Source organism: Streptomyces violascens, from assembly GCF_014649955.1.
Lineage (GTDB): Bacteria > Actinomycetota > Actinomycetes > Streptomycetales > Streptomycetaceae > Streptomyces > Streptomyces violascens.
In genome coordinates this window covers 125,692-145,711 of record NZ_BMUA01000017.1, presented here as the reverse complement: position 1 = coordinate 145,711, position 20,020 = coordinate 125,692, and the positions used below count along the sequence as shown (strand labels likewise).

Sequence of the window (20,020 nt, the reverse complement as noted above, 5' to 3'; positions counted from 1 at the left end):
CCCGCCGGTCCAGGTTCAGGAGTGCGGCGAGCGCCTGAACTCCGCCCGTGCCCTGCGGGCGAGCGGCAGATAGCGCAGTCGCTCGGGCAGTACCGGCACGACCGCGCGCACCACCCGGCCGAAGCGGCGCAGCTTCCGCTCCTGCTCGTCCGTCCAGTCGAGGCCTATCGCCTCGCGTGCGTCCGGCGGCATGAAGCCGATGGTGACGAACCGGCGGAAGCGTGCGAAGGGCGGAAGGAGCACCGGCCAGAGCGCTCTCAGGAGGAGCCTCAGGAGCAGCGGGCCACGGTCGGGGGGCGGCACCGGGCGGTCTGTGGCGACCAGTTCCTCGACCACGACGTTGGTACGGATCTCGTCGGCGAGGACCTTGCGGTAGTAGGGCCAGAACTCCTCTATGGTCGCCGGCATGTCCCGGTCGTTGATCCCGAGGATCCGGCCGACCTGGAGCCACTCCGCGTAGAGCTTGCGGTGCTGGGCGTCGGTGAAGGGGCGGCCGATGTACTGCTGGGCGTGTGCGTAGACGGGGTATCCGGTGGCGTGCACCCACGCGTAGTAGGCGGGCGTGAGCGCGTGGTAGCGGCGGCCGGTGGCGTCCGTGCCCTGGATGGTCTTGTGCAGTTCCCGGAGCCGACGCCCCTCCTCGGCCGCCTGCTCGCCTCCGTACACCCAGAGCTGGAGCGAACGCAGCGAGCGCTCACCGCGGCCCCATGGATCGGTGCGGAACACCGAGTGCTCGTCCACGCCCGCCCCGACCGCGGGGTGCGCCACCTGCATGGTGAGCGCCGCGGGCAGGGTGAGCAGCATCCTGATGTCTCCGGCCAGGCTCCACAGCACGCCGCCGGGCGGAGGCGGCGCGGGGGCGGCGTCGCGGCGGCTCATGGCTCTGGGCTCCCTGGGGCTGACGGGTCTGTGGTGCATTGCCGTGTCTCTAGGGATTCCAGTATGCAATCCCGCAGGTCACGGCGGCACACAGGGTCCGTCGACGGAACGGTTCCGCCGAGGTTCCGACGGCCCGCAGAGTCACTCCGGGCAGCAGCTCTGCCCAGGTTGCGGCGGCGTGCAGGGTCGCCCCGGCGAGCAGTTCCGCCGAGGTTCTTGCGGCCCACACGGTCGCTCCGGGCAGCAGCTCTGCCGAAATCACGCCCGCACTTGGGGCGCTGCGGACCACCCTCCCGCCGAGGCCACAGGCCTCCGGCGCGCAACCGGCCCACACCCCCGGCGAAGCCCACTCACCGGGGGCGGTCTGCGGATCGGCTCAGCGGCCGGCCGGGGTCGGCAGCGGCTCGCCGAGGATGCGGCCGGCCAGTTCGGCGGCCAGCTCCTCCGCGTACGGCCGCAGTTCGGCCTCGGCCGCCACGCGGGCGGCGGCTATCTGCGCGGCGCCGGCGGCGAGGATCTCGTCGCGCTCGCGGTTGCCCTCGGCGCGGGCTGCGGCTATCGCCGCGGCGCCCTCCTCCTTGGCCTGCTGCCTGATGCGGGCCGCCTCGTGCCGCGCCCCGGCGAGCTCGGCCTCGTACCGCGCTCGCACCTCGGCCGCCTCGGCGAGGGTGGCCTCGGCCTCGCGCGAGCGGCCCGTCGTCAGCGCCTCGCGCTGCTCCAGCGTCCGCTTGATGCGGGGCAGCAGCACGCCGGCCATCATCCAGAAGCAGAGGAGGAAGAGGACGAACCCGATCAGGAGATCGGGAACCGTGGGATTGAGGGGGCCCACATTCATGGGGAGAAGCTTCACGCCTTGGCACCTTCTCTCGCGCACACGCCCGTGGCTGGTGTTGTCCGAGCGTTCGTACGTCTGATCGTACGGCAGGGGTAAGACAGGGGGCGCACGGAGGTTACCTCTAGGTAACCGCAGCTGCTTTGATGTGCGCGCCGGTCCAAATCCCCACTCCAGACACAGGAGTTCACGTGCCGCACTCCTCGCTCCGCCGAGCCCCCGGGGCGGTACTCGCCGCTGCGCTCGCAGCCGTCACGCTGGCGGCGGCCACCCCCGCTCCCGCTGCCGAGCCGCCCCGGCTGAAGGTGCTGACGTACAACACGTTCCTGATGAGCCAGAACCTGTACCCGAACTGGGGCCAGGACCACCGGGCCCAGGCGATACCCGCCGCCCCCTTCTTCCAGGGCAACGACGTCGTCGTACTCCAGGAGGCGTTCGACAACTCCGCCTCGGACGCGCTGAAGCGGAACGCCTCCGCCCAGTACCCGTACCAGACGCCCGTCGTGGGCCGCGGCAAGGACGGCTGGGACGCGACCGGGGGGTCGTACTCCTCGACCACGCCCGAGGACGGCGGCGTCACCCTGCTCAGCAAGTGGCCGATCCTGCACAAGGAGCAGTACGTCTACAAGGACGCCTGCGGCTCGGACTGGTGGTCCAACAAGGGCTTCGTCTATGCCGTGCTGAACGTGAACGGCACCAAGGTGCACGTCGTCGGCACCCACACCCAGTCGACGGACTCCGGGTGCGGCGCGGGCGAAGCGGTCAAGGACCGTGCCCTCCAGTTCAAGGCGATCAAGTCCTTCCTCGACGCGAAGAACATCCCGGCGAGCGAGGAGGTGATGGTCGCGGGCGACCTCAACGTGGACTCGCACGGCTCCGAGTACGCCTCGATGCTCGCCAACAGCGGTCTGGTGGGCGCCGATTCACGGACGGGCCACGCGTACTCCTTCGACACCGCCGAGAATTCGATCGCGCACTACCGCTACCCCACCGACCCGAGCGAGGACCTGGACTACGTCCTGCACCTCGCGGGTCACGCGCGCCCGTCCGGCTGGAACAACACCGTGGTGCAGGAGTCCACCGCGCCGTGGACGGTGAGCAGTTGGGGCACGGACTACACGTACACCAACCTGAGCGACCACTACCCCCTCCAGGCCGGCCGCACGGCGTAGCCGACCGGGTCCCTCAGCACCCCGGCCGACCGGCGGATGCCGGCCGCCCGGGGGTGTTCCCGCGTTCAGCTCCGGCCGAGAACGCGTCGCGCCATCAGGTGTGACCCGACCGTGGCCGCCGCGGCGATCGCGAGGCCCTGTACCGCGTCGCGGGGACGCGTGGGGCGCAGCACTCCGGACCGGCGCAGCCGGCCGCGGGCCCAGAGCGTGAAGGGGATGACCAGCAAGGGCGAGGTGGCCGAGCCGGGTGCGTATCCGCGGACCACCGCGGCCTGCGCCAGGTGCACGAGGCCGTGCAGCCCGAATCCGTTGAGGGTGCCCTGGTAGAAGGCGGACCGGCCGCCGGTGCGGTATCCGTCGGCTGCCGCAGCGGCGACCACGACGGCCATCCCCGCGACGGCCGTCGCGAACTCGCGCCGGTCGATGGTCTCCAGTCGCCGCCATATCCGATCCGGCACCCGCGGAAACCGTCCGCGGAGCTCGGGCACCCCGTCACGCGTCCAGCGCGGCACCGTGACGACTTCCTCGGCGTCGTGAAGCGCCCAGGCGGCCAGCAGCCCGAAGGTCACGCCGACGCCGCACCGATCAATGTCATGATCACTCATAACTGGCCAGTCTGCCAGCCCACTTGGAGCAGGCGTAGGCGGAGAGCGGGAGTCGGCAAGCATGCCCCTGCTGCGCGCCGTATCCGTCTCGGCCCGGCGCTTGTCTTCCCCGTACCCTCCCGGTGTCCCCCACGGTCCCTATGCACGTCCCGGTGAGACAGCAATACTGTTACACCGGATCGGACGCACACCTGGGGGCGGCCGGGGACACCGGGGAGGCGAGGCACTGCCATGGCGACGGAGACCGAGGAGCCGACACTCACGGTTGACGAGCTGGCCGCGCGGGCCGGTGTCACCGTGCGGACCATCCGGTTCTACAGCACCCGGGGGCTGCTCCCGCCTCCCGTGATCGGACCGCGCCGGGTCGGGCACTACGGGCCCGCCCACCTGTCCCGGCTCGCGCTGATCGAGGAGTTGCAGCACCACGGGATGACGCTGGCCGCGATCGAGCGCTATCTCCAGCAGCTGCCGGACGATCTGAGCGCCCATGACCTGGCCATCCACCGGGCCGTGGTCGCCTCCTGGGCACCCGACTCGGCGGACGACGCGAGCCTTGCCGAACTGGAGCGGCGGGCCGGGCGGTCGCTGTCCTGCGACGACATCGACCGGCTCGCCGCGATGAACGTCCTGGAGCGGATCCCGGGGTCGCCCGACACCTTCCGCGTCGACCCCGGTCTCCTCGCCCTGGGCGTCCAGCTCCTGGACGTACCGATCGCGCACGAGACGATCCTGGCGGCCCGAACCGTGCTCATGGAGCACACCCGCTCGGCCGCGCACGAGCTGACCCGGCTCTTCCGCGACGAGGTCTGGAACCCGTACCGCGAGCGGGAGTCGGACCCCGATCACGTCGAGGCGATGAAGTCCCTTTCCGCGCACATGCAGCCGATGGTCCTGCAAGCCCTGGTCACCGCGTTCCAGCGGTCGCTCAAGGAGGAGCTGAGGGCAGCGTTCGGATCGGCGCGGGGGCGCCCCGGGGAGTGAGTCTTTGGGGCGCCCCCGCACGGGCTACGCGTCCTTGAACGTCTCGCCCCTCTCCGCCTTCTCCACGAGCAGGGCCGGCGGCTGGAAGCGCTCTCCGTAGCGCTCGGCGAGCTCGCGGGCGCGGGCCACGAAGCCGGGCAGGCCGCCCTCGTAACCATTGATGTACTGGATGACGCCGCCCGTCCAGGCCGGGAAGCCGATGCCCATGATCGAGCCGATGTTGGCGTCGGCGACCGAGGTGAGCACGCCCTCCTCGAAGAGGCGGACGGTGTCCAGGGACTCCGAGAAGAGCATCCGCTCCTTCATGTCCTCGAACGGGATCTCGGCGCCCTGCCGGGTGAAGTGCTCGCGCAGCCCGGGCCACAGCTTGCCCCGCTTGCCGTCCTCGCCGTACTCGTAGAACCCGGCCCCGCCGCTGCGGCCGGTGCGGCCGAACTCGTCGACCATGCGGTCGATGACCGCGTCCGAGGGGTGGCCGGGCCAGACGCCGCCCGCCTCCTCGACGGCCCGCTTCGTCTCGTTGCGGATCTTGCGCGGCAGGGTCAGCGTCAGCTCGTCCATCAGGGAGAGGACCTTGGCCGGGTAACCGGCCTGGCCCGCCGCCTGCTCGATGGACGCGGGCTCGATGCCCTCGCCGACCATCGCGACGCCTTCGTTGATGAAGTGGCCGATCACGCGCGAGGTGAAGAAGCCGCGCGAGTCGTTCACGACGATCGGCGTCTTCTTGATCTGGCGTACCAGGTCGAAGGCGCGGGCCAGCGCCTCGTCGCCGGTGCGCTCGCCCTTGATGATCTCGACCAGCGGCATCTTGTCGACCGGCGAGAAGAAGTGCAGACCGATGAAGTCGGCCTGGCGCGAGACGCCCTCGGCGAGGCCGGTGATCGGCAGCGTCGAGGTGTTGGAGCACAGGAGCGCGTCGGGCTCGACGATGTCCTGGATCTCCTGGAACACCTTGTGCTTGAGCGCGGTGTCCTCGAAGACCGCCTCGATGACGGCGTCGCAGCCCGCGAGGGCCTGCGGGTCCGCGGTCGGGGTGATCAGCGCGAGCAGCGCGTCCCGCTCGGCCTCGGTCGTACGCCCGCGTGAGAGCGCCTTGGCCAGGAGCTTCTCGGAGTACGCCTTGCCCTTCTCGGCGGCCTCCTGCGACACGTCCTTCAGAACGACCTCGATGCCGGCGCGCGCGCACGAGTACGCGATGCCCGCGCCCATCATTCCGGCGCCGAGGACCGCGACCCTGCGGACCGGGCGCGGTTCGATGCCCTGGGGGCGGCTGACACCGGAGTTGACGGCCTGGAGGTCGAAGAAGAACGCCTGGATCATGTTCTTCGAGGTCTGCCCGGTGACCAGCTCGGTGAAGTAGCGCGCCTCGATGGTGAGCGCGGTCTCGAAGTCGACCTGGGAGCCCTCTACGGCGGCCGCGAGGATGTTGCGCGGCGCCGGGTAGGGGGCGCCCTGGAGCTGCTTCTTCAGGTTGGCCGGGAACGCGGGCAGGTTGGCCGCGAAGCGCGGGTTGGACGGGGTGCCGCCGGGGATCTTGTAGCCCTTGACGTCCCAGGGCTGCTGGGATTCGGGGTGCGCGTCGATGAACGCACGCGCCTTGGCGATCATCTCCTCGGGCGTGGCCGCGACCTCGTGCACGAGGCCGTTTTCGAGTGCGCGCCGCGGGGAGTACTGGGTGCCCTGGAGCAGCACCTTGAGCAGGGCGTCCGTGATGCCCATGAGGCGTACGGTGCGGGTCACGCCGCCGCCCGCGGGGAGCAGGCCGAGCGTGACCTCGGGCAGGCCGATCTTGGAGCCGGGCGCATCCAGCGCGACCCGGTGGTGCGAGGCAAGGGCGATCTCGTAACCGCCGCCCAGGGCCGCGCCGTTGATGGCGGCGACGACCGGCTTGCCCAGGGTCTCGATGCGGCGCAGCGAGGCCTTGATGGCGGTGCCGGTGTCGAAGGCCTGCTGGGCGAGTTCGGGACCGACCTGGATCATGTCCTTGAGGTCGCCGCCCGCGAAGAAGGTCTTCTTGGCGGAGGTGTAGATGATGCCCCGGATGGAGTCCTTCTCGGCCTCGGCGCGGTCCGCGACGGCCGCGATGGAGTCCTTGAAGGCCTGGTTCATGGTGTTGGCGGACTGGTTGGGGTCGTCGAGTACGAGGGTGACGACGCCGGTCTCGTCCTGTTCCCAGCGGATGGTCGTGCTCTCGGTCATTGCTGAAATCTCCGTATGAGGGGGTGCCGGGACAGGACGGTCAGAGACGCTCGACGACGGTGGCGATGCCCATGCCGCCGCCGACGCACAGCGTGGCGAGCCCGTAGCGCAGGTCGCGGCGCTCCAGCTCGTCGACGAGGGTGCCCAGGATCATCGCGCCGGTCGCGCCGAGCGGGTGGCCCATGGCGATGGCGCCGCCGTTGACGTTGACCTTGTCGAGGCTGAGGCCCATGTCCCTGACGAAGCGGAGCACGACCGCGGCGAAGGCCTCGTTGATCTCGACGAGGTCGATGTCGTCGATCGTCAGGCCGGCCTTGGCGAGCGCCTTGCGGCTGGCGGGCGCGGGGCCGGTCAGCATGATGGTGGGCTCGGATCCGGAGACGGCCGCGGAGACGATGCGGGCCCGCGGGGTCATGCCGTACCGCTCGCCCACGGCCTTGGAGCCGATGGCGACGAGGGCCGAACCGTCCACGATGCCCGAGGAGTTGCCCGCGTGGTGGACGTGGTCGATCTCCTCGACCCAGTGGTACTTCTGGAGCGCGACGGCGTCGAAGCCGCCCATCTCGCCGATCCCGGCGAACGAGGGCTTGAGGGACGCCAGCGAGTCGGCGGTGGTGCCGGGGCGCATGTGCTCGTCGTGGTCGAGCACGACGAGGCCGTTGCGGTCCTTGACGGGGACGACGGACCGCGCGAACCGGCCGTCCTTCCACGCCTCGGCGGCACGCTCCTGGGACAGCTCCGCGTACTCGTCGACGTCGCGGCGCGAGTAGCCCTCGACGGTGGCGATGAGGTCGGCGCCGATGCCCTGCGGGGCGAAGTTGGTGTCGAAGTTGGTCATCGGGTCGGCGAACCAGGCACCGCCGTCGGAGGCCATCGGGACGCGCGACATGGATTCGACGCCGCCCGCGAGGACCAGGTCCTCCCAGCCCGAACGGACCTTCATGGCGGCCATGTTGACCGCTTCGAGGCCGGAGGCACAGAAGCGGTTCTCCTGGACGCCGGCGACCGTGTCGGGCAGTCCGGCGGCGATCGCCGCGATGCGGGCGATGTCGGAGCCCTGGTCGCCGACCGGGCCGACGACGCCGAGCACGATGTCGTCGATGGCGGCGGGGTCCAGGCCCGGGAAGCGCGCCTGGATCTCGTGGATCAGGCCGACGACGAGGTCGATCGGCTTGGTGCCGTGCAGGGCCCCGTTGGCCTTGCCGCGGCCGCGCGGGGTGCGGATCGCGTCGTATACGTACGCTTCGGTGCTCAACGTCAAGCCTTTCGGATGAGGGTGGTTCTGGGGAGCCGCGGTGGCCCGGGCAGCCAGGCGGCCGGCTCGGCGGGTCAGCCGAGCAGGGAACGGCCGATGATCTCCTTCATGATCTCGGTCGTGCCGCCGTAGATCGTCTGGATACGGCCGTCCGTGAAGGCCCTGGCGACCCGGTACTCGGTCATGTAGCCGTAGCCGCCGTGCAGTTGGAGACAGCGGTCGGCGACGCGTTTTTGCAGTTCGGTGGCCCACCACTTGGCCATCGAGGCGTGCACGGCGTCCAGCTCCCCGTCTGCGTGGTCGACGATGCAGCGGTCGAGGAAGGTGCGCGTGACGGCGCACTCGGTGGCCATCTCGGCGATCTCGAACCGGATGTGCTGGAGCTTGGACAGCGGCCGGCCGAAGGCCTCCCGCTCCTTGACGTAACTGGTGGTGATCTCCAGGAGGTACTCGGCCGCGGCGATCCCGGCGACCGCGATGCCCATCCGCTCCTGAGCGAGATTGGTCATCAGATGGATGAAGGCGCCGTTCAGCTCACCGAGGAGGTTCTCCTTCGGGACGCGTACGTCGTGGAAGAACAGCTCGGCCGTGTCCTGCGACTTCTGTCCGATCTTGTCGAGGTTGCGGCCGCGCTCGAAGCCCTCGGCGCCGCGCTCGACGACGATCAGGGACAGGCCCTTCGCGCCGCCCTCGGGGGTGGTCTTGGCGACCACGACGACCAGGTCCGCGAGGATGCCGTTGGAGATGAACGTCTTGGAGCCGTTCAGGAGCCAGTGATCGCCCTTGTCCTCGGCGGTGGTGCGGATGCCCTGGAGGTCGGAGCCCGCGCCGGGTTCCGTCATGGCGATGGCGGTGATCAGCGAGCCGTCGCAGAAGCCGGGCAGCCAGCGCCGCTTCTGCTCCTCGGTGGCGAGCCCGGTCAGATAGGGCCCGATGATGTCGTTGTGCAGGCCGAGCGCGAGGCCCGCCGCCCCGGCGCGGGTGAACTCCTCGGCGAGGACCGCGCTGTAGCGGAAGTCGGCGTTGCCGCCGCCCCCGTACTCCTCGGGCACCGCAAGGCCGAGCAGCCCCTGCCTTCCGGCCGCGAGCCAGGCCTGCCGCGAGACGATGCCGTCCTTCTCCCACTGCTCGTAGTGCGGCAGGACCTCCTTGGCGAGGAAGGTGCGGACGGTCTCGCGGAACGCCTCGTGCTCGGCGGTGAAGATCTGCCGTTTCAACTCAAGCCTCCTGTACGGGAGTTGACGCCGGACCCGCCGAGAGCCCCGGCAGGTCCCAGTCGCGGGCGACGTCCGCCGTGTCGGCGCCCGGCATCGCGGGGGGCCTCCGGACGGACCCGGGGGTGGCGGAGAAGCGGGGTGCGGGCGCGGGCTGGGTGATGCCGCCGTGCGCGGCGAAGGTGGCGCGGGCCGCGAGGTGCGGGTGGTGCGGCGCTTCCTTCAGGGACAGTACGGGCGCCACACAGGCGTCCGAGCCCTCGAAGAGGGCCGTCCACTCCTCGCGGGTCCTGGTGCGGAACCGGTCGGCGATGGTGGTGCGCAGTTCGGCCCAGCGGGCGAGGTCCTTGCGGGCGGGTGCCGCGTCCTCGATGCCCAGGAGCCGGATGAACTCGTCGTAGAACTGCTGCTCCAGGGCGCCGACCGCCATGTACTGGCCGTCCGAGGTCTCGTACGTGCCGTAGAAGGGGCAGCCGCCGTCGAGGAGGTTGGCGCCGCGCCTGTCCTGCCACCCGCCGGCCGCCAGCATGCCGTGGATCATCGTGGCGAGGTGGGCGGTGCCGTCGACGATCGCCGCGTCCACGACCTGGCCCGCTCCCCCGCCGCGCGCGTGCTGGAGGGCGGCGAGCACGCCGATGACGAGGTAGAGCGAGCCGCCCGCGTAGTCGCCGACGAGGTTGGCCGGGACGGTCGGGCCCCCGTCCGGGCTGCCGATCATGCCGAGGGTGCCGGTGATGGCGATGTACGAGATGTCGTGCCCGGCCCGCTGGGCGAGAGGCCCGTCCTGGCCCCAGCCGGTCATCCGCCCGTAGACGAGCCCGGGGTTGCGGGCCAGGCAGTCCTCGGGCCCGACGCCGAGGCGCTCGGCCACCCCGGGCCGGTAGCCCTCGATGAGGATGTCGGCGCGCTCGACGAGGTCGAGGACCAGGCCGGGCCCTTCGGGCTCCTTGAGGTCGACGACCACGGAGCGCTTGTTGCGGTTGGTCAGGTCGTACGCCGGGGCGATGCCGAGGCCGGCGCCGCCGGGACGGTCCACGCGCACCACGTCGGCACCGAGGTCGGCGAGGAGCATGGCGGCGAACGGGCCCGGCCCGATGCCCGCCAGCTCGACCACGCGCACCCCGGCGAGCGGGCCGGTTCCTGTCGCTGTCATCAAGCCCCCAGCACTGTGACACAACTGATGTAACATCAATGATGCTAAGAACACGTTCCACTCCGCACAAGCCCCCATGAGCAACCGCTCAGCATGTGCGGCCGCCGCTCGCCGCCGGTTGCCCCGATACGCCGGGCTTGACCGGAACCTCTCCCGCCGCCGATCACCGCACGCTCGGGGCCGACTGCCCAGATCGCCGGCCGCACGCTAGCCTCACAACCCGGCATCGGCCGACGGCGTCACCAGGCAGCTCAAGTGCGGAGGCACACGGTGGAACCCTCGAAGCGGAATTACGACATCGTGCTGTTCGGCGCGACGGGTTTCGTCGGGTCACTGACCGCCCAATATCTCGCGACCCACGCCCCCGACGACTGCCGCTGGGCGATCGCAGGCCGCAACCGCACCAAGCTGGAGCGCCTGCGCGAGCGGCTCGCGGAACTCAACCCGTCGTGCGCCACGCTGCCCCTGGTCACCGCCGACTCCACCGACCCGGCCTCGCTGCGCACCCTTGCCGAGTCGGCGCGCGTCGTGGCCACCACGGTGGGCCCCTACGTCTGGTACGGCGAAGGCCTGGTCGAGGCGTGCGCCGAGGCGGGCACCGACTACCTCGACCTGACCGGCGAGCCGGAGTTCGTGGACACCATGTACGTGCGCCATGACGCGCGGGCCCGCGAGCGCGGCGCCCGCCTGGTGCACGCCTGCGGCTTCGACTCGGCGCCGCACGACCTGGGCGTCCTGTTCACCGTGCAGCAGCTCCCGACCGGGGTGCCGCTGCGGATCGACGGCTTCGTCCGGACCAACGCGACGTTCTCCGGCGGGACGCTGGCCTCCGCGCTGACCGCGCTCGGGCGCGGCGCGCAGACCGCGCGGGCGGCCAAGGAGCGGCGCCTGCACGAGCCGCGCCTGGTGGGCCGGCGGGCCCGTGCCCCGCTCGGGGCCCCGCACTTCAGCAAGGAGACCGGCACCTGGGCGCTGCCCATGCCCACCATCGACCCGCAGGTCATCGCCCGCTCGGCGGCGGCCGACGAACGCTACGGGCCCGACTTCCGCTACCGGCACTTCGCCGCGGTGAAGCACCTCCCGGTCGCGATCGGCGGGGTGGCCGCGGTGAGCGCCGTCGCCGCCGTCACCCAACTCCCGCCCGCGCGCGAGTGGTTGATGAGCCGCTACGAAGCGGGCAACGGCCCGGACGAGGCACGGCGGCGGCGCAGCTGGTTCACGGTCCGCTTCGTCGGCGAGGGCGGCGGCCGCAGGGTCTTCACCGAGGTGTCGGGCGGCGACCCCGGGTACGACGAGACGGCGAAGATCCTGGCCGAGGCCGCGCTCAGCCTCGCCTTCGACAAACTCCCCGAGATTGCGGGCCAGTTGACGCCCGCGACCGCGATGGGCCCGGCCCTGACCGAGCGGCTTCGGGCGGCGGGCATGCGCTTCCGGGTGGCGGACACGCGCTGAGCCCGTCAACTGGCCCTAGGAAGTGGCCTGTTGGGCTTCCTTGAGCGCGCGCCGGCACAAGGAGTCGGCGTGCCGGGTGGACTCGGGTAGGCGGTAGCGCCGGGCGAGTTCGAGGGTGTGGGCACATGCGCCGTCGAGGCTCACCCGGTGGCCGACCGAGACGAACACGGGCTTGGTGCCGTCCTGGGTGCGCAGGGCGCGGCCGACCTCGGCGCCGTCATCGGCGAGCAGCGGCGAGCTGTCTCCGCGGCGCGGGCCGGGCTGCTCGTAGGTGAACGTGAACGGGTTCTTGGCGACGCCGATGACGGGGAGCCCGGTGAGTACGCCGAGGTGGCTCGCGAGGCCGAAACGGCGCGGGTGCGCGAGCCCGTAGCCGTCACAAATGACCATCCCCGGGCCGGAGTCGAGGCGTTCGAGGGCGGCGAGCACCGTGGGGATCTCGCGGAAGGCGAGCAACCCGGGAACGTAGGGGAAGGCCACCCGGCCGACGGCGGTGGCCTCCTCGACCACCTCCAGGGTCGCCGCGTCGAGCACGACGGCGGCCGCGACGACGAGGTCCCGCTCGTCGTCGTACGCCACGTCGACCCCCGTGACGAGCCCGCTGCCCGGCGCCGGCCCCGGCTCGTCGAGCACGACCTTGCCGCGCAGCTCGTCCTGCACGGCGAGGGCTTCCGCCTCGCTGTCCGGCCAGGCGGCCGGAATCCCCGTGATCTTCATGGGAGCCACCCTAAGCCGCGCCCCTCAACTGGCCCAGCGCTGGCGGATCCCGGCTCCCTGCGCTTAGCATGTAAGGCATGGATGATGCATGCGACCATTACGAAGTTCGAGAGGGCGTACCCTCCCCCGAGACCTTCCGCCACCTGCGTACTGTCGCGGGCCTGTCCGACCGATCGGCCGAGGCGGTCGCCCTGGCGCTGCCCAACACCTGGTACGGCGTGATCCTCTACGCGCACGGGGAGCCGATCGGGATGGGCCGGATCATCGGCGACGGCGGCACCGCGTTCCAGATCACCGACATCTGCGTCCACCCCGCCCACCAGGGCCGCGGCCTGGGCAAGCGGATCATGACCGCGCTGACGGCGGAGCTGGAGCGCAGGGCACCCTCCACCGCGTACGTCTCGCTGATCGCGGACGGCGAAGCACGCCGCCTCTACGGGCAGTTCGGCTTCGCCGAGACCGCTCCCGAGTCGGTGGGCATGGCCCGCGTGTTCTGACCCGGCGGAGCTCAAGCGGCTCGGGAGTAACCTGGCGATCATGTTCATGATCGAGTTGACCTACATCGTCCCGCTCGACCGCGTCGACGAGCTGCTCGCCGACCACGTCACCTGGCTCGACGCGCAGTACGACGCCGGCGTCTTCATCGCCTCCGGACGCAAGGAGCCGCGCGACGGCGGCGTCATCCTGGCCGTCGGGGACGATCGCGCGGCGATCGAGGAGATCGTCGCGACCGACCCCTTTCACGTGAATGACTTCGCCACCTACCGGATCACCGAGTTCCTGGCGACCAAGGTGGCTCCCGAACTGGCCGCGTTCCAGCAGAAGTTGCCGGGCTAGTCGGCCAGCCGGGCCACTCTGCCCTGCTCCCCCGCCGCCCAGCACCCACCGTCAGCCGTGCAGTCGACGGTGTCGTACGAGCCCGTGTCCACCGTTCGCCAGGTGCGGCCCCCGTCGCGCGTCAGGTCCGTGCCCGTCGGGCCGACGGCGAGTGCGGACGAGCGGGTGCGGGGCAGCCAGGCGACGCCGGAGCGGTAGGCGGCGACCGGGGTGGCGGCCTGGCGCCAGGCCCGGCCGCCGTTCCCCGTGACGGCCGCCGCCCGCGGTGACGCCTGGCCGGCCCGGTAGTCGCCGCCGACCGCGAGCCCGTGCGTACGGTCGCGGAAGGCCAGGCCGAAGACACCGCGGGCCGGATCGCCGGCCGGGATGGTCGACTCGGCGGCCGTCCAGCTGAGCCCCCGGTCCGAGGAGTGCAGCACACGGCCGGTGGCACCGCCGCCGGTGGCGAGCCAGACGTCGCGCGGCCCGGAGCTCACCAGGCACTGGCCGCTCGCGGCGAACCCTGCCTCGCCGGGCAGGGCGGCCGGCATTCCCGTGTTCGGCAGGACGTGCCAGGAGCGGCCGCCGTCCGCGGTGGACAGGATGCGGTACTTGCCGTCGACGGGGTCACTCACCGCCAGGCCGTGCCGCGGGTCCAGGAAGGTCAGGCAGTCGTAGAACGCCTTCGGGTCGGTGTTGCGGAACGACTCGCTCCAACTCGCTCCGCCGTCCTCGGTGCGGTAGACCCGGGATGCCTCGCCCTCGCCGATCGCGAGGACCACCGCGCGCCGCCCGTCGAAGGCCTCCACATCACGGAATTCCAGGCCGGCCGCCCCGGCCGGCGACACGTTCCGCCAGCTGCGGCCGCCGTCGGAGGTGCGCAGGACCGTGCCCTTCGTCCCCGCGACCCACGCCGTCGAGCGGCTGACCGCGGCGAGCCCGCGAAAGCGCGCGTCGGTGTTGGTGTCCTTCAGTTGCCAGGCCGGAGTTCCGTGCCCGTGCGCCTGGGCCGGCACGGTCAGTGCGGCCGCCAGCGCCACCCAGCCCAGCCCCACCGACAGCATGCGTCTCGTCTTCCCCTTGGACCTCATGGCGTCGGAAGCTAGCCCAGCCCACCCCACCCGTCCAGGGTGCCTACGTCACCGGCCCCGAGAAGCCGGGCCCCAAGGCGTACGACGAGACACGCCGGGCACCGCCCGATGCGGGATGGCAGCCTCGTAGAACAGGCTGAAAAGGATGTGCCGTGTGAGACGGACAGGAAGTTGTGTGGCTGTGGTGAGAGCGGGAATCCGTCCTATTGCGAGCAATACGGGTCGTGCGCCGAGGCACGGGCAGGCCGCAGTGATGCAGGTCACGTGAACCTCGGGTGCACGGAACACTGAATTTCGACGTCCTTCAGGGCGGCAGGAGAGAACCCCCGAGGCTGAGGGAGCAGGGCTTTGTCCACCGTCATCGAGCAGCCCGTCCAGGTACGCCTGATCGCGTCCGCACCCCGCATGGAGACCGTGCCCGCGACGCTGCGCTACGACCCCGAGGACCCCTTCGCCGTGCACATGGCGTTCCCCGCGCCGGCCACCCTCGAAGGCACCGAGGTCTCCTGGGAGTTCGCCCGCGAGCTGCTCGAAGTGGGCATCGAGGCGCCAGCCGGGGTCGGCGACGTCCGGGTGCGGCCGTACGGTTACGACCGTACGGTCCTCGAATTCCACGCCCGCGAGGGCGTCGCGATGGTCCACATCCGCACCTCCGAGGTGCGCCGCTTCCTCCAGAAGGCACAGCTCCTGGTGCCGACGGGCCGTGAGCACCAGTACCTCGACATGGACGGGGACCTCGCCGCGCTGCTGCGCGACGCCTGCTGACTCCGCCCGCCTTGAGGGGGCAATCGCCTCCCGCACCGCCTCCGCTCCTGCCCGGTCGCGGCGGTGCGCCGCGCCGTTGCGCGCCGCCGGTCCCGCATCCCGGATTTAATTCGTTTGCCGGACCGCGCGGCAGCGGCGTACGTTCGTGACTGGCCCTGTTGTCGTCGAACGGAGTAGGACGTTGCTCGTCTGAGGCCCCTGAGACACCGTTACGCGCGCTCCCTTCCGTGTCGCGCGCTGCCGGTGTGACCTCTGCCTCCGAGCCATGTCCTCCACCACGACCAGGGCCTTTTTCCTGCCCTGAGCGGTGTCTCAGAACCCCCGTTGCCTCATTCCTTCCCCGCAACCGGGAGACCCGTATGTCATCTTTCCCCCCTCAGATCAGCTCGGCCGCGCTGTCCTTCGCGTGGCCGGACGGCAGCTCCGTCTTCGAGGACTTCCAGCTCGCCGTCGGCCCCGGCCGCACCGGCCTCGTGGGCCTCAACGGGTCGGGAAAATCAACCCTGTTGAAGCTGATCGCCGGTGAACTCACCCCGACCGACGGCAACGTCAAGATCGCGGGCGAGGTCGGCTACCTGCCGCAGAACCTGGTCCTGGACACCGCCCTGCGGGTGGACCAGGCGCTCGGCATCGACGCAGTCCGCGCCGCGCTGCACGCCATCGAGGGCGGCGACGCGAACGAGCAACACTTCGAGACGGTGGGCGACGACTGGGACGTCGAGGAGCGGGCCCGCGCCACCCTCGACCAGCTCGGCCTCGGCCGCATCGGCCTCGACCGCACGATCGGCGAGGTCTCCGGCGGCGAGTCGGTGCTGCTCCGGCTGGCCGCGCTGCTCCTGCGGCGTCCGGATGTCCTGCTGCTCGACGAGCCGACCAACAACCTGGACCTGCCCGCGCGGCAGCGCCTCTACAGCACGGTCGACGCCTGGAGCGGGGTGCTCCTGGTGGTGAGCCACGACCGCGAGCTGCTCGACCGGGTGGACCGCATCGCCGATCTGCGCGAGGGTCAACTCGCCTGGTACGGCGGCAACTTCACGGCGTACGAGGAGTCGCTGCGGGCCGAGCAGGACGCGGCCGAGCGGATGGTGCGGGTCGCCGAGGCGGACGTACAGCGCCAGAAGCGCGAACTGTCCGACGCGCAGGTCAAGTTGGCGCGGCGGCAGCGCTACGGGCAGAAGAGCTACGACAACAAGGTCGTGCCGAGGATCGTGGCCAACAACCGCAAGCGCGAGGCGCAGGTGTCGGCGGGCAAGCACCGCATCCTGCAGACCGAGCGCCTCGACCAGGCGCGCGAGCGGCTCGACCAGGCCGTGGAGCTGGTGCGCGACGACGAGGAGATCCGTATCGAGCTGCCGTACACCAAGGTGCATCCGGGCCGCTCGGTGCTGACCCTGCAAGAGCTCCAACTCCCGTACGGAGCACGGGTGGAGGGCGAGCTCGATGTGCGCGGGCCCGAGCGGATCGCGCTCGTCGGGCGGAACGGGTCGGGCAAGACCACGCTGCTCAGGACGCTGGCCGGGCAGCTGGAGCCGGTCTCGGGCGAGGCGGTCGTCCATGTGCCGCTGCGGTTTCTGCCGCAGCGTCTGGACGTGCTCGACGACGAGCTGAGCGTGGTGGAGAACGTGGCCCGCTACGCACCCGGGGCGACGGACAACGCCATCCGGGCCCGGCTCGCGCGCTTCCTGTTCAAGGGGGCCCGGGCCGCTCAGCCGGCCGGGACCCTCTCGGGCGGCGAACGGTTCCGGGCCGCGCTCGCGGCGCTGCTCCTCGCGGAGCCCGCGCCCCAGCTCCTGATGCTGGACGAGCCGACCAACAATCTGGACATGGCGAGTGTGCGCGCCCTGAAGGCCGCGCTCGACGCCTACGAGGGCGCGCTGATCGTGGCGAGCCACGACGTGCCGTTCCTGGAGTCGATCGGGGTCACCCGCTGGCTCCTCCTGGACGGCGAGCTCGCCGACACCTCGGCGGAGGAGGTCAGGGGCGGGCTGCTGGCGCGATAGGCGCATCGCGAGGGGGTGGGGACGGTCGGATCCGACCGTCCCCACCCTCGTCTTTTGCTCCCCAGCAAGGTGACATGCCTCTCGTTCTTCCCCCGCGACCTGCCCGTATAACAGAACGTAACCGGACGAAGAGGAAGGCGGGCTTGGCTTGGGCTTACAGCCGCCTTAACCTACGGTCTCGTAACCTACGGTCTCGTAGGTACGCCTGCCGTCCCCCTTTTCCGTCCCCCTGGAGCACCCCCGTGACGATCACTTCTCCCCACCTCGGCAGCTCGGACGCGTGGACCGACGCCCGGCTGCTGTTCGCGCTGGAAGAGGTAGTCGAAAAGGAGCTCAACCGGCACCTCAAGGTCGCCAAGGACTGGATGCCGCACGACTACGTGCCGTGGTCGGACGCGCGCAACTTCCCCGGCTTCTTCGAGGACGGCGAGGCCTGGGACCCCCAGCAGTCCAAGGTCACCGACCTCGGGAAGATCGCCCTGGTGGTCAATCTGCTCACCGAGGACAACCTGCCCAGCTACCACCACGAGATCGCCTCGCTGTTCGGCCGCGACGGCGCCTGGGGCACCTGGGTGCACCGCTGGACCGCCGAGGAGGGCCGGCACGGCATCGTGATGCGCGACTACCTGCTCGCCTCCCGGGCGGTGGACCCGGACAAGCTGGAGCAGTTCCGGATGGCACACATGAGCGAGGGCTTCGAGTCGGACAACCGGCACTCGATGCTGCACTCGGTCGCCTACGTCGCCTTCCAGGAGCTGGCGACCCGGGTCTCGCACCGCAACACCGGACACCAGTCCGGCGACCCGGTCTGCGACCGGATGCTGGCCCGGATCGCGACCGACGAGAACCTGCACATGGTCTTCTACCGCAACCTGCTCGGCGCGGCCTTCGAGATCGCCCCGGACCTGACGATGCAGTCGGTGCGCGACGTCGTCGTGAACTTCCGGATGCCCGGACACGGCATGCCCGGCTTCGAGCGGGCGGCGGCGCAGATGGCGATCGGCGAGATCTACAACATGCGGATCCACCACGACGACGTGCTCCAGCCCGTCCTGCGCTACCTCAAGGTCCTGGAGATCGACGGGCTCGGCCCCGAGGGCCTCAAGGCCCAGGAGGAGCTCGGCCTGTACATGGGCGGGCTCGACAGCGAGGCGGCCAAGTTCGACGAGAAGCTCGCCGCGCGCAAGGCGCGCATGGCCGCCCGGGGCTGACCGGCGGGGCGGGCGCGGATGGCGCCCGCCCCGCGTCGCCGTGCTCAGCGGGCGTCCTGCCGGATCATTTCCGCGGCCTGCTCGGCGATCGCGACCGTGGGTGCGTGGGTGTGGCCGCGGGTGATCCGCGGCATGACCGAGGCGTCCACGACGCGCAGGCCCTCCACTCCCCTGACCCGCAGCCGCGGATCGGTGACCGAGCCCTCGTCGCTGCCCATGCGGCAGGTGCCGACCGGGTGGTACAGCGTCTCGGCCGCCTCCCGCACGCCCTGCGCGAGCCGCTCGTCGTCGACCGTGCCCGGGTAGGGCGCCATCGGTCCCGCAATGTACGGGGCGAGGGCCGGGTGCGCGAAGAGTTCCTCCGCCCTGCGGATCCCGGCCATCAGGCGGGGCAGGTCCTCGTCCGCGGTGAGGTAGCCGGGGTCGATGCGGGGCGCGGTGGACACGTCCGTGCCCGCCAGGTCGATCCGGCCCTCACTGGCGGGTTGCAGCAGGATCACCCCGATGGTGAGCCCGTGTTCAGTGACCGGGGTCAGGCCGTGGTTGATGAACGGACCCGGCGCGTACACCAACTCGACGTCGGGGGCGGGCAGTTGGGGCTCGGTGCGGATGAACGCCGCCGCCTCTCCGACGTTGGAGGTGAGCGGGCCCCGGCCGCGCAGCAGGAAGCGGGCCACGTTGGCGAGCGAGTCGGCGCCGGTGAGGCTGACGGGCTGCGCACAGCGCACGGTGACCGCGTACGACAGATGGTCCTGGAGGTGGCGGCCGACCTCCGGGGACGCGGCCCGCACCGGGACGCCCGCGGCGCTCAGCCGCTCGGGGTCGCCGATGCCGGACAGCATGAGCAGGTGGGGCGAGCCGATGGCGCCCGCGCTGAGGATCACCTCGCGGCGGGCGGTGAGCGGATCGGGCAGGCCTTCGGCGGTGATGCCGGTGACGCGGGAGCCGTCGAACCGCAGCCCGCTCACCCGGACGTCGGTGAGGACGTCCAGGTTGCGACGGCGCGCGGCGGGCTTGAGATAGCCGTCGGCGGCACTCCAGCGGCGGCCGTCGCGCTGGTTGACCGGCGTGATCGCACAGCCGGAGTGGTCCGGGGCGCCCAGCTCGGGCAGTTCGGGCAGGCCCGTCCCTTTGCAGGCGGTGAGGAAGGCGGCGGTCGTCGGGTTCGGGTCGCGCTGCGGGGAGATGAAGAGCGGGCCGTCGGTGCCGTACACCGTGCCGTCGGCCGTGGGGCCCGTCCAGCGCTCGGCGCGCCGGAAGTAGCGCACGAGCCGGTCGTAGGACCACTCGGGCCCGGCCGCGATGCCCCAGGCGTCGTAGTCGTCGCGGTGGCCCCGCACCCACATCATCGCGTTCATCGACGACGAGCCGCCCAGGGTGTGGCCGCGCGGCCAGTACAGCTCGCGGCCGCCCAGCGCCTCCTGCTTGGCGGTGGTGAAGTCCCAGTCGTAGGCGGTCTTGAAGAGCTTGGGGAAGGCCGCCGGGATGCGGATCTCGCTCTTGCGGTCGCGCGGGCCGGATTCGACCAGGGCCACCCGGACGGTCGGGTCCTCGGAGAGCCGCGCCGCGACGACGCACCCCGCGGATCCCGCGCCCACCACGATGTAGTCGTACGTTCCGCTGCCCGTTGTTCCCCGAGTGTTCAACTCGGCCCCCTTTTCCCGCAGTTGTCGATGCG

The 20,020-nt window shown here is 71.2% G+C and carries 18 protein-coding genes; 8 read left to right on the top strand and 10 right to left on the bottom strand.

The window, feature by feature from the left end; translation table 11 throughout:
* Positions 1 to 15: 15 nt before the first annotated feature.
* Together IE206_RS28335 and IE206_RS28330 are read right to left on the bottom strand one after the other, a co-directional pair.
* Entirely contained in the window at positions 16 to 879 is an 864-nt protein-coding gene (locus IE206_RS28335; protein ID WP_189966956.1) for an oxygenase MpaB family protein, read from the bottom strand.
* 376 nt (positions 880 to 1,255) lie between these two features.
* Positions 1,256 to 1,729, bottom strand: a complete 474-nt coding sequence (locus IE206_RS28330) for a F0F1 ATP synthase subunit B family protein (RefSeq protein WP_226599582.1) — start codon at positions 1,727 to 1,729, stop codon at positions 1,256 to 1,258.
* A gap of 173 nt (positions 1,730 to 1,902) precedes the next feature.
* Here IE206_RS28330 and sph point away from each other — a divergent pair, with 173 nt between their 5' ends.
* Entirely contained in the window at positions 1,903 to 2,883 is a 981-nt protein-coding gene (gene sph / locus IE206_RS28325; protein WP_189966954.1) for a sphingomyelin phosphodiesterase, read from the top strand.
* Between the two features lie 65 nt (positions 2,884 to 2,948).
* On the opposite strand, the gene IE206_RS28320 is transcribed toward sph, so the two are convergent.
* A complete protein-coding gene (locus IE206_RS28320; RefSeq protein WP_189966952.1) occupies positions 2,949 to 3,488 on the bottom strand; it encodes an HXXEE domain-containing protein in 540 nt (179 codons plus the stop codon).
* Positions 3,489 to 3,719: 231 nt separating this feature from the next.
* Here IE206_RS28320 and IE206_RS28315 point away from each other — a divergent pair, with 231 nt between their 5' ends.
* Positions 3,720 to 4,469 (top strand): MerR family transcriptional regulator, encoded by a 750-nt coding sequence (locus IE206_RS28315; protein WP_189966949.1) that lies wholly within the window; start codon positions 3,720 to 3,722, stop codon positions 4,467 to 4,469.
* Positions 4,470 to 4,493: 24 nt separating this feature from the next.
* On the opposite strand, the gene IE206_RS28310 is transcribed toward IE206_RS28315, so the two are convergent.
* The 4 genes from IE206_RS28310 to IE206_RS28295 all read right to left on the bottom strand — a co-directional run bounded on the left by IE206_RS28310 (position 4,494) and on the right by IE206_RS28295 (position 10,326).
* On the bottom strand, positions 4,494 to 6,668 hold the full coding sequence (locus tag IE206_RS28310; RefSeq protein WP_189966947.1) for a 3-hydroxyacyl-CoA dehydrogenase NAD-binding domain-containing protein: 2,175 nt from the start codon (positions 6,666 to 6,668) through the stop codon (positions 4,494 to 4,496).
* Between the two features lie 40 nt (positions 6,669 to 6,708).
* Positions 6,709 to 7,923 carry an acetyl-CoA C-acetyltransferase gene (locus IE206_RS28305; protein ID WP_189966945.1) on the bottom strand — a complete coding sequence of 405 codons (1,215 nt, stop codon included), beginning with the start codon at positions 7,921 to 7,923 and terminating at the stop codon, positions 6,709 to 6,711.
* A gap of 74 nt (positions 7,924 to 7,997) precedes the next feature.
* Positions 7,998 to 9,140 (bottom strand): acyl-CoA dehydrogenase family protein, encoded by a 1,143-nt coding sequence (locus IE206_RS28300; RefSeq protein WP_189966943.1) that lies wholly within the window; start codon positions 9,138 to 9,140, stop codon positions 7,998 to 8,000.
* Position 9,141: 1 nt separating this feature from the next.
* Positions 9,142 to 10,326, bottom strand: a complete 1,185-nt coding sequence (locus IE206_RS28295) for a CaiB/BaiF CoA transferase family protein (RefSeq protein ID WP_189966941.1) — start codon at positions 10,324 to 10,326, stop codon at positions 9,142 to 9,144.
* Positions 10,327 to 10,560: 234 nt separating this feature from the next.
* On the opposite strand from IE206_RS28295, the gene IE206_RS28290 reads away from it, so the two are divergent.
* On the top strand, positions 10,561 to 11,742 hold the full coding sequence (locus IE206_RS28290) for a saccharopine dehydrogenase family protein (protein ID WP_189966939.1): 1,182 nt from the start codon (positions 10,561 to 10,563) through the stop codon (positions 11,740 to 11,742).
* Positions 11,743 to 11,757: 15 nt separating this feature from the next.
* Here IE206_RS28290 and IE206_RS28285 read toward each other — a convergent pair whose 3' ends face one another.
* Positions 11,758 to 12,459 (bottom strand): endonuclease V, encoded by a 702-nt coding sequence (locus tag IE206_RS28285; protein WP_189966937.1) that lies wholly within the window; start codon positions 12,457 to 12,459, stop codon positions 11,758 to 11,760.
* Between the two features lie 77 nt (positions 12,460 to 12,536).
* On the opposite strand from IE206_RS28285, the gene IE206_RS28280 reads away from it, so the two are divergent.
* Positions 12,537 to 12,956 carry a GNAT family N-acetyltransferase gene (locus IE206_RS28280; protein ID WP_189966935.1) on the top strand — a complete coding sequence of 140 codons (420 nt, stop codon included), beginning with the start codon at positions 12,537 to 12,539 and terminating at the stop codon, positions 12,954 to 12,956.
* Positions 12,957 to 12,996: 40 nt separating this feature from the next.
* Positions 12,997 to 13,296, top strand: coding sequence for a YciI family protein (locus IE206_RS28275; protein ID WP_189966933.1), 300 nt, complete (start codon positions 12,997 to 12,999; stop codon positions 13,294 to 13,296).
* On the opposite strand, the gene IE206_RS28270 is transcribed toward IE206_RS28275, so the two are convergent.
* On the bottom strand, positions 13,293 to 14,366 hold the full coding sequence (locus IE206_RS28270) for a WD40/YVTN/BNR-like repeat-containing protein (protein ID WP_189966930.1): 1,074 nt from the start codon (positions 14,364 to 14,366) through the stop codon (positions 13,293 to 13,295). The genes IE206_RS28275 and IE206_RS28270 overlap by 4 nt on opposite strands.
* Positions 14,367 to 14,714: 348 nt before the next feature.
* Between IE206_RS28270 and ssgD the strand changes: the two genes are divergently transcribed.
* From ssgD to IE206_RS28255, 3 genes are all read left to right on the top strand, one after another.
* A complete protein-coding gene (gene ssgD, locus IE206_RS28265) occupies positions 14,715 to 15,131 on the top strand; it encodes a spore wall synthesis regulator SsgD (protein WP_189966928.1) in 417 nt (138 codons plus the stop codon).
* Positions 15,132 to 15,490: 359 nt separating this feature from the next.
* Positions 15,491 to 17,131, top strand: a complete 1,641-nt coding sequence (locus tag IE206_RS28260) for an ABC-F family ATP-binding cassette domain-containing protein (RefSeq protein WP_189966926.1) — start codon at positions 15,491 to 15,493, stop codon at positions 17,129 to 17,131.
* A 242-nt stretch (positions 17,132 to 17,373) separates the two neighbouring features.
* A complete protein-coding gene (locus IE206_RS28255; protein ID WP_189966923.1) occupies positions 17,374 to 18,342 on the top strand; it encodes an acyl-ACP desaturase in 969 nt (322 codons plus the stop codon).
* 44 nt (positions 18,343 to 18,386) lie between these two features.
* Here the strand turns inward: IE206_RS28255 and IE206_RS28250 are convergent, their stop codons facing one another.
* The gene (locus IE206_RS28250; RefSeq protein WP_226599584.1) at positions 18,387 to 19,988 is read right to left on the bottom strand and encodes a GMC family oxidoreductase; all 1,602 of its coding nucleotides are present in this window, start codon (positions 19,986 to 19,988) and stop codon (positions 18,387 to 18,389) included.
* Between the last annotated feature and the right edge of the window lie 32 nt (positions 19,989 to 20,020).

Coding starts and splice junctions, on each gene's coding strand:
- IE206_RS28335 (WP_189966956.1), bottom strand. CDS start 879: ATGAGCCGCCGCGACGCCGCCCCCGCGCCGCCTCCGCCCGGCGGCGTG.
- IE206_RS28320 (WP_189966952.1), bottom strand. CDS start 3,488: ATGAGTGATCATGACATTGATCGGTGCGGCGTCGGCGTGACCTTCGGG.
- IE206_RS28315 (WP_189966949.1), top strand. CDS start 3,720: ATGGCGACGGAGACCGAGGAGCCGACACTCACGGTTGACGAGCTGGCC.
- IE206_RS28310 (WP_189966947.1), bottom strand. CDS start 6,668: ATGACCGAGAGCACGACCATCCGCTGGGAACAGGACGAGACCGGCGTC.
- IE206_RS28295 (WP_189966941.1), bottom strand. CDS start 10,326: ATGTTACATCAGTTGTGTCACAGTGCTGGGGGCTTGATGACAGCGACA.
- IE206_RS28285 (WP_189966937.1), bottom strand. CDS start 12,459: ATGAAGATCACGGGGATTCCGGCCGCCTGGCCGGACAGCGAGGCGGAA.
- IE206_RS28280 (WP_189966935.1), top strand. CDS start 12,537: ATGGATGATGCATGCGACCATTACGAAGTTCGAGAGGGCGTACCCTCC.
- IE206_RS28275 (WP_189966933.1), top strand. CDS start 12,997: ATGTTCATGATCGAGTTGACCTACATCGTCCCGCTCGACCGCGTCGAC.
- IE206_RS28270 (WP_189966930.1), bottom strand. CDS start 14,366: ATGAGGTCCAAGGGGAAGACGAGACGCATGCTGTCGGTGGGGCTGGGC.
- IE206_RS28260 (WP_189966926.1), top strand. CDS start 15,491: ATGTCATCTTTCCCCCCTCAGATCAGCTCGGCCGCGCTGTCCTTCGCG.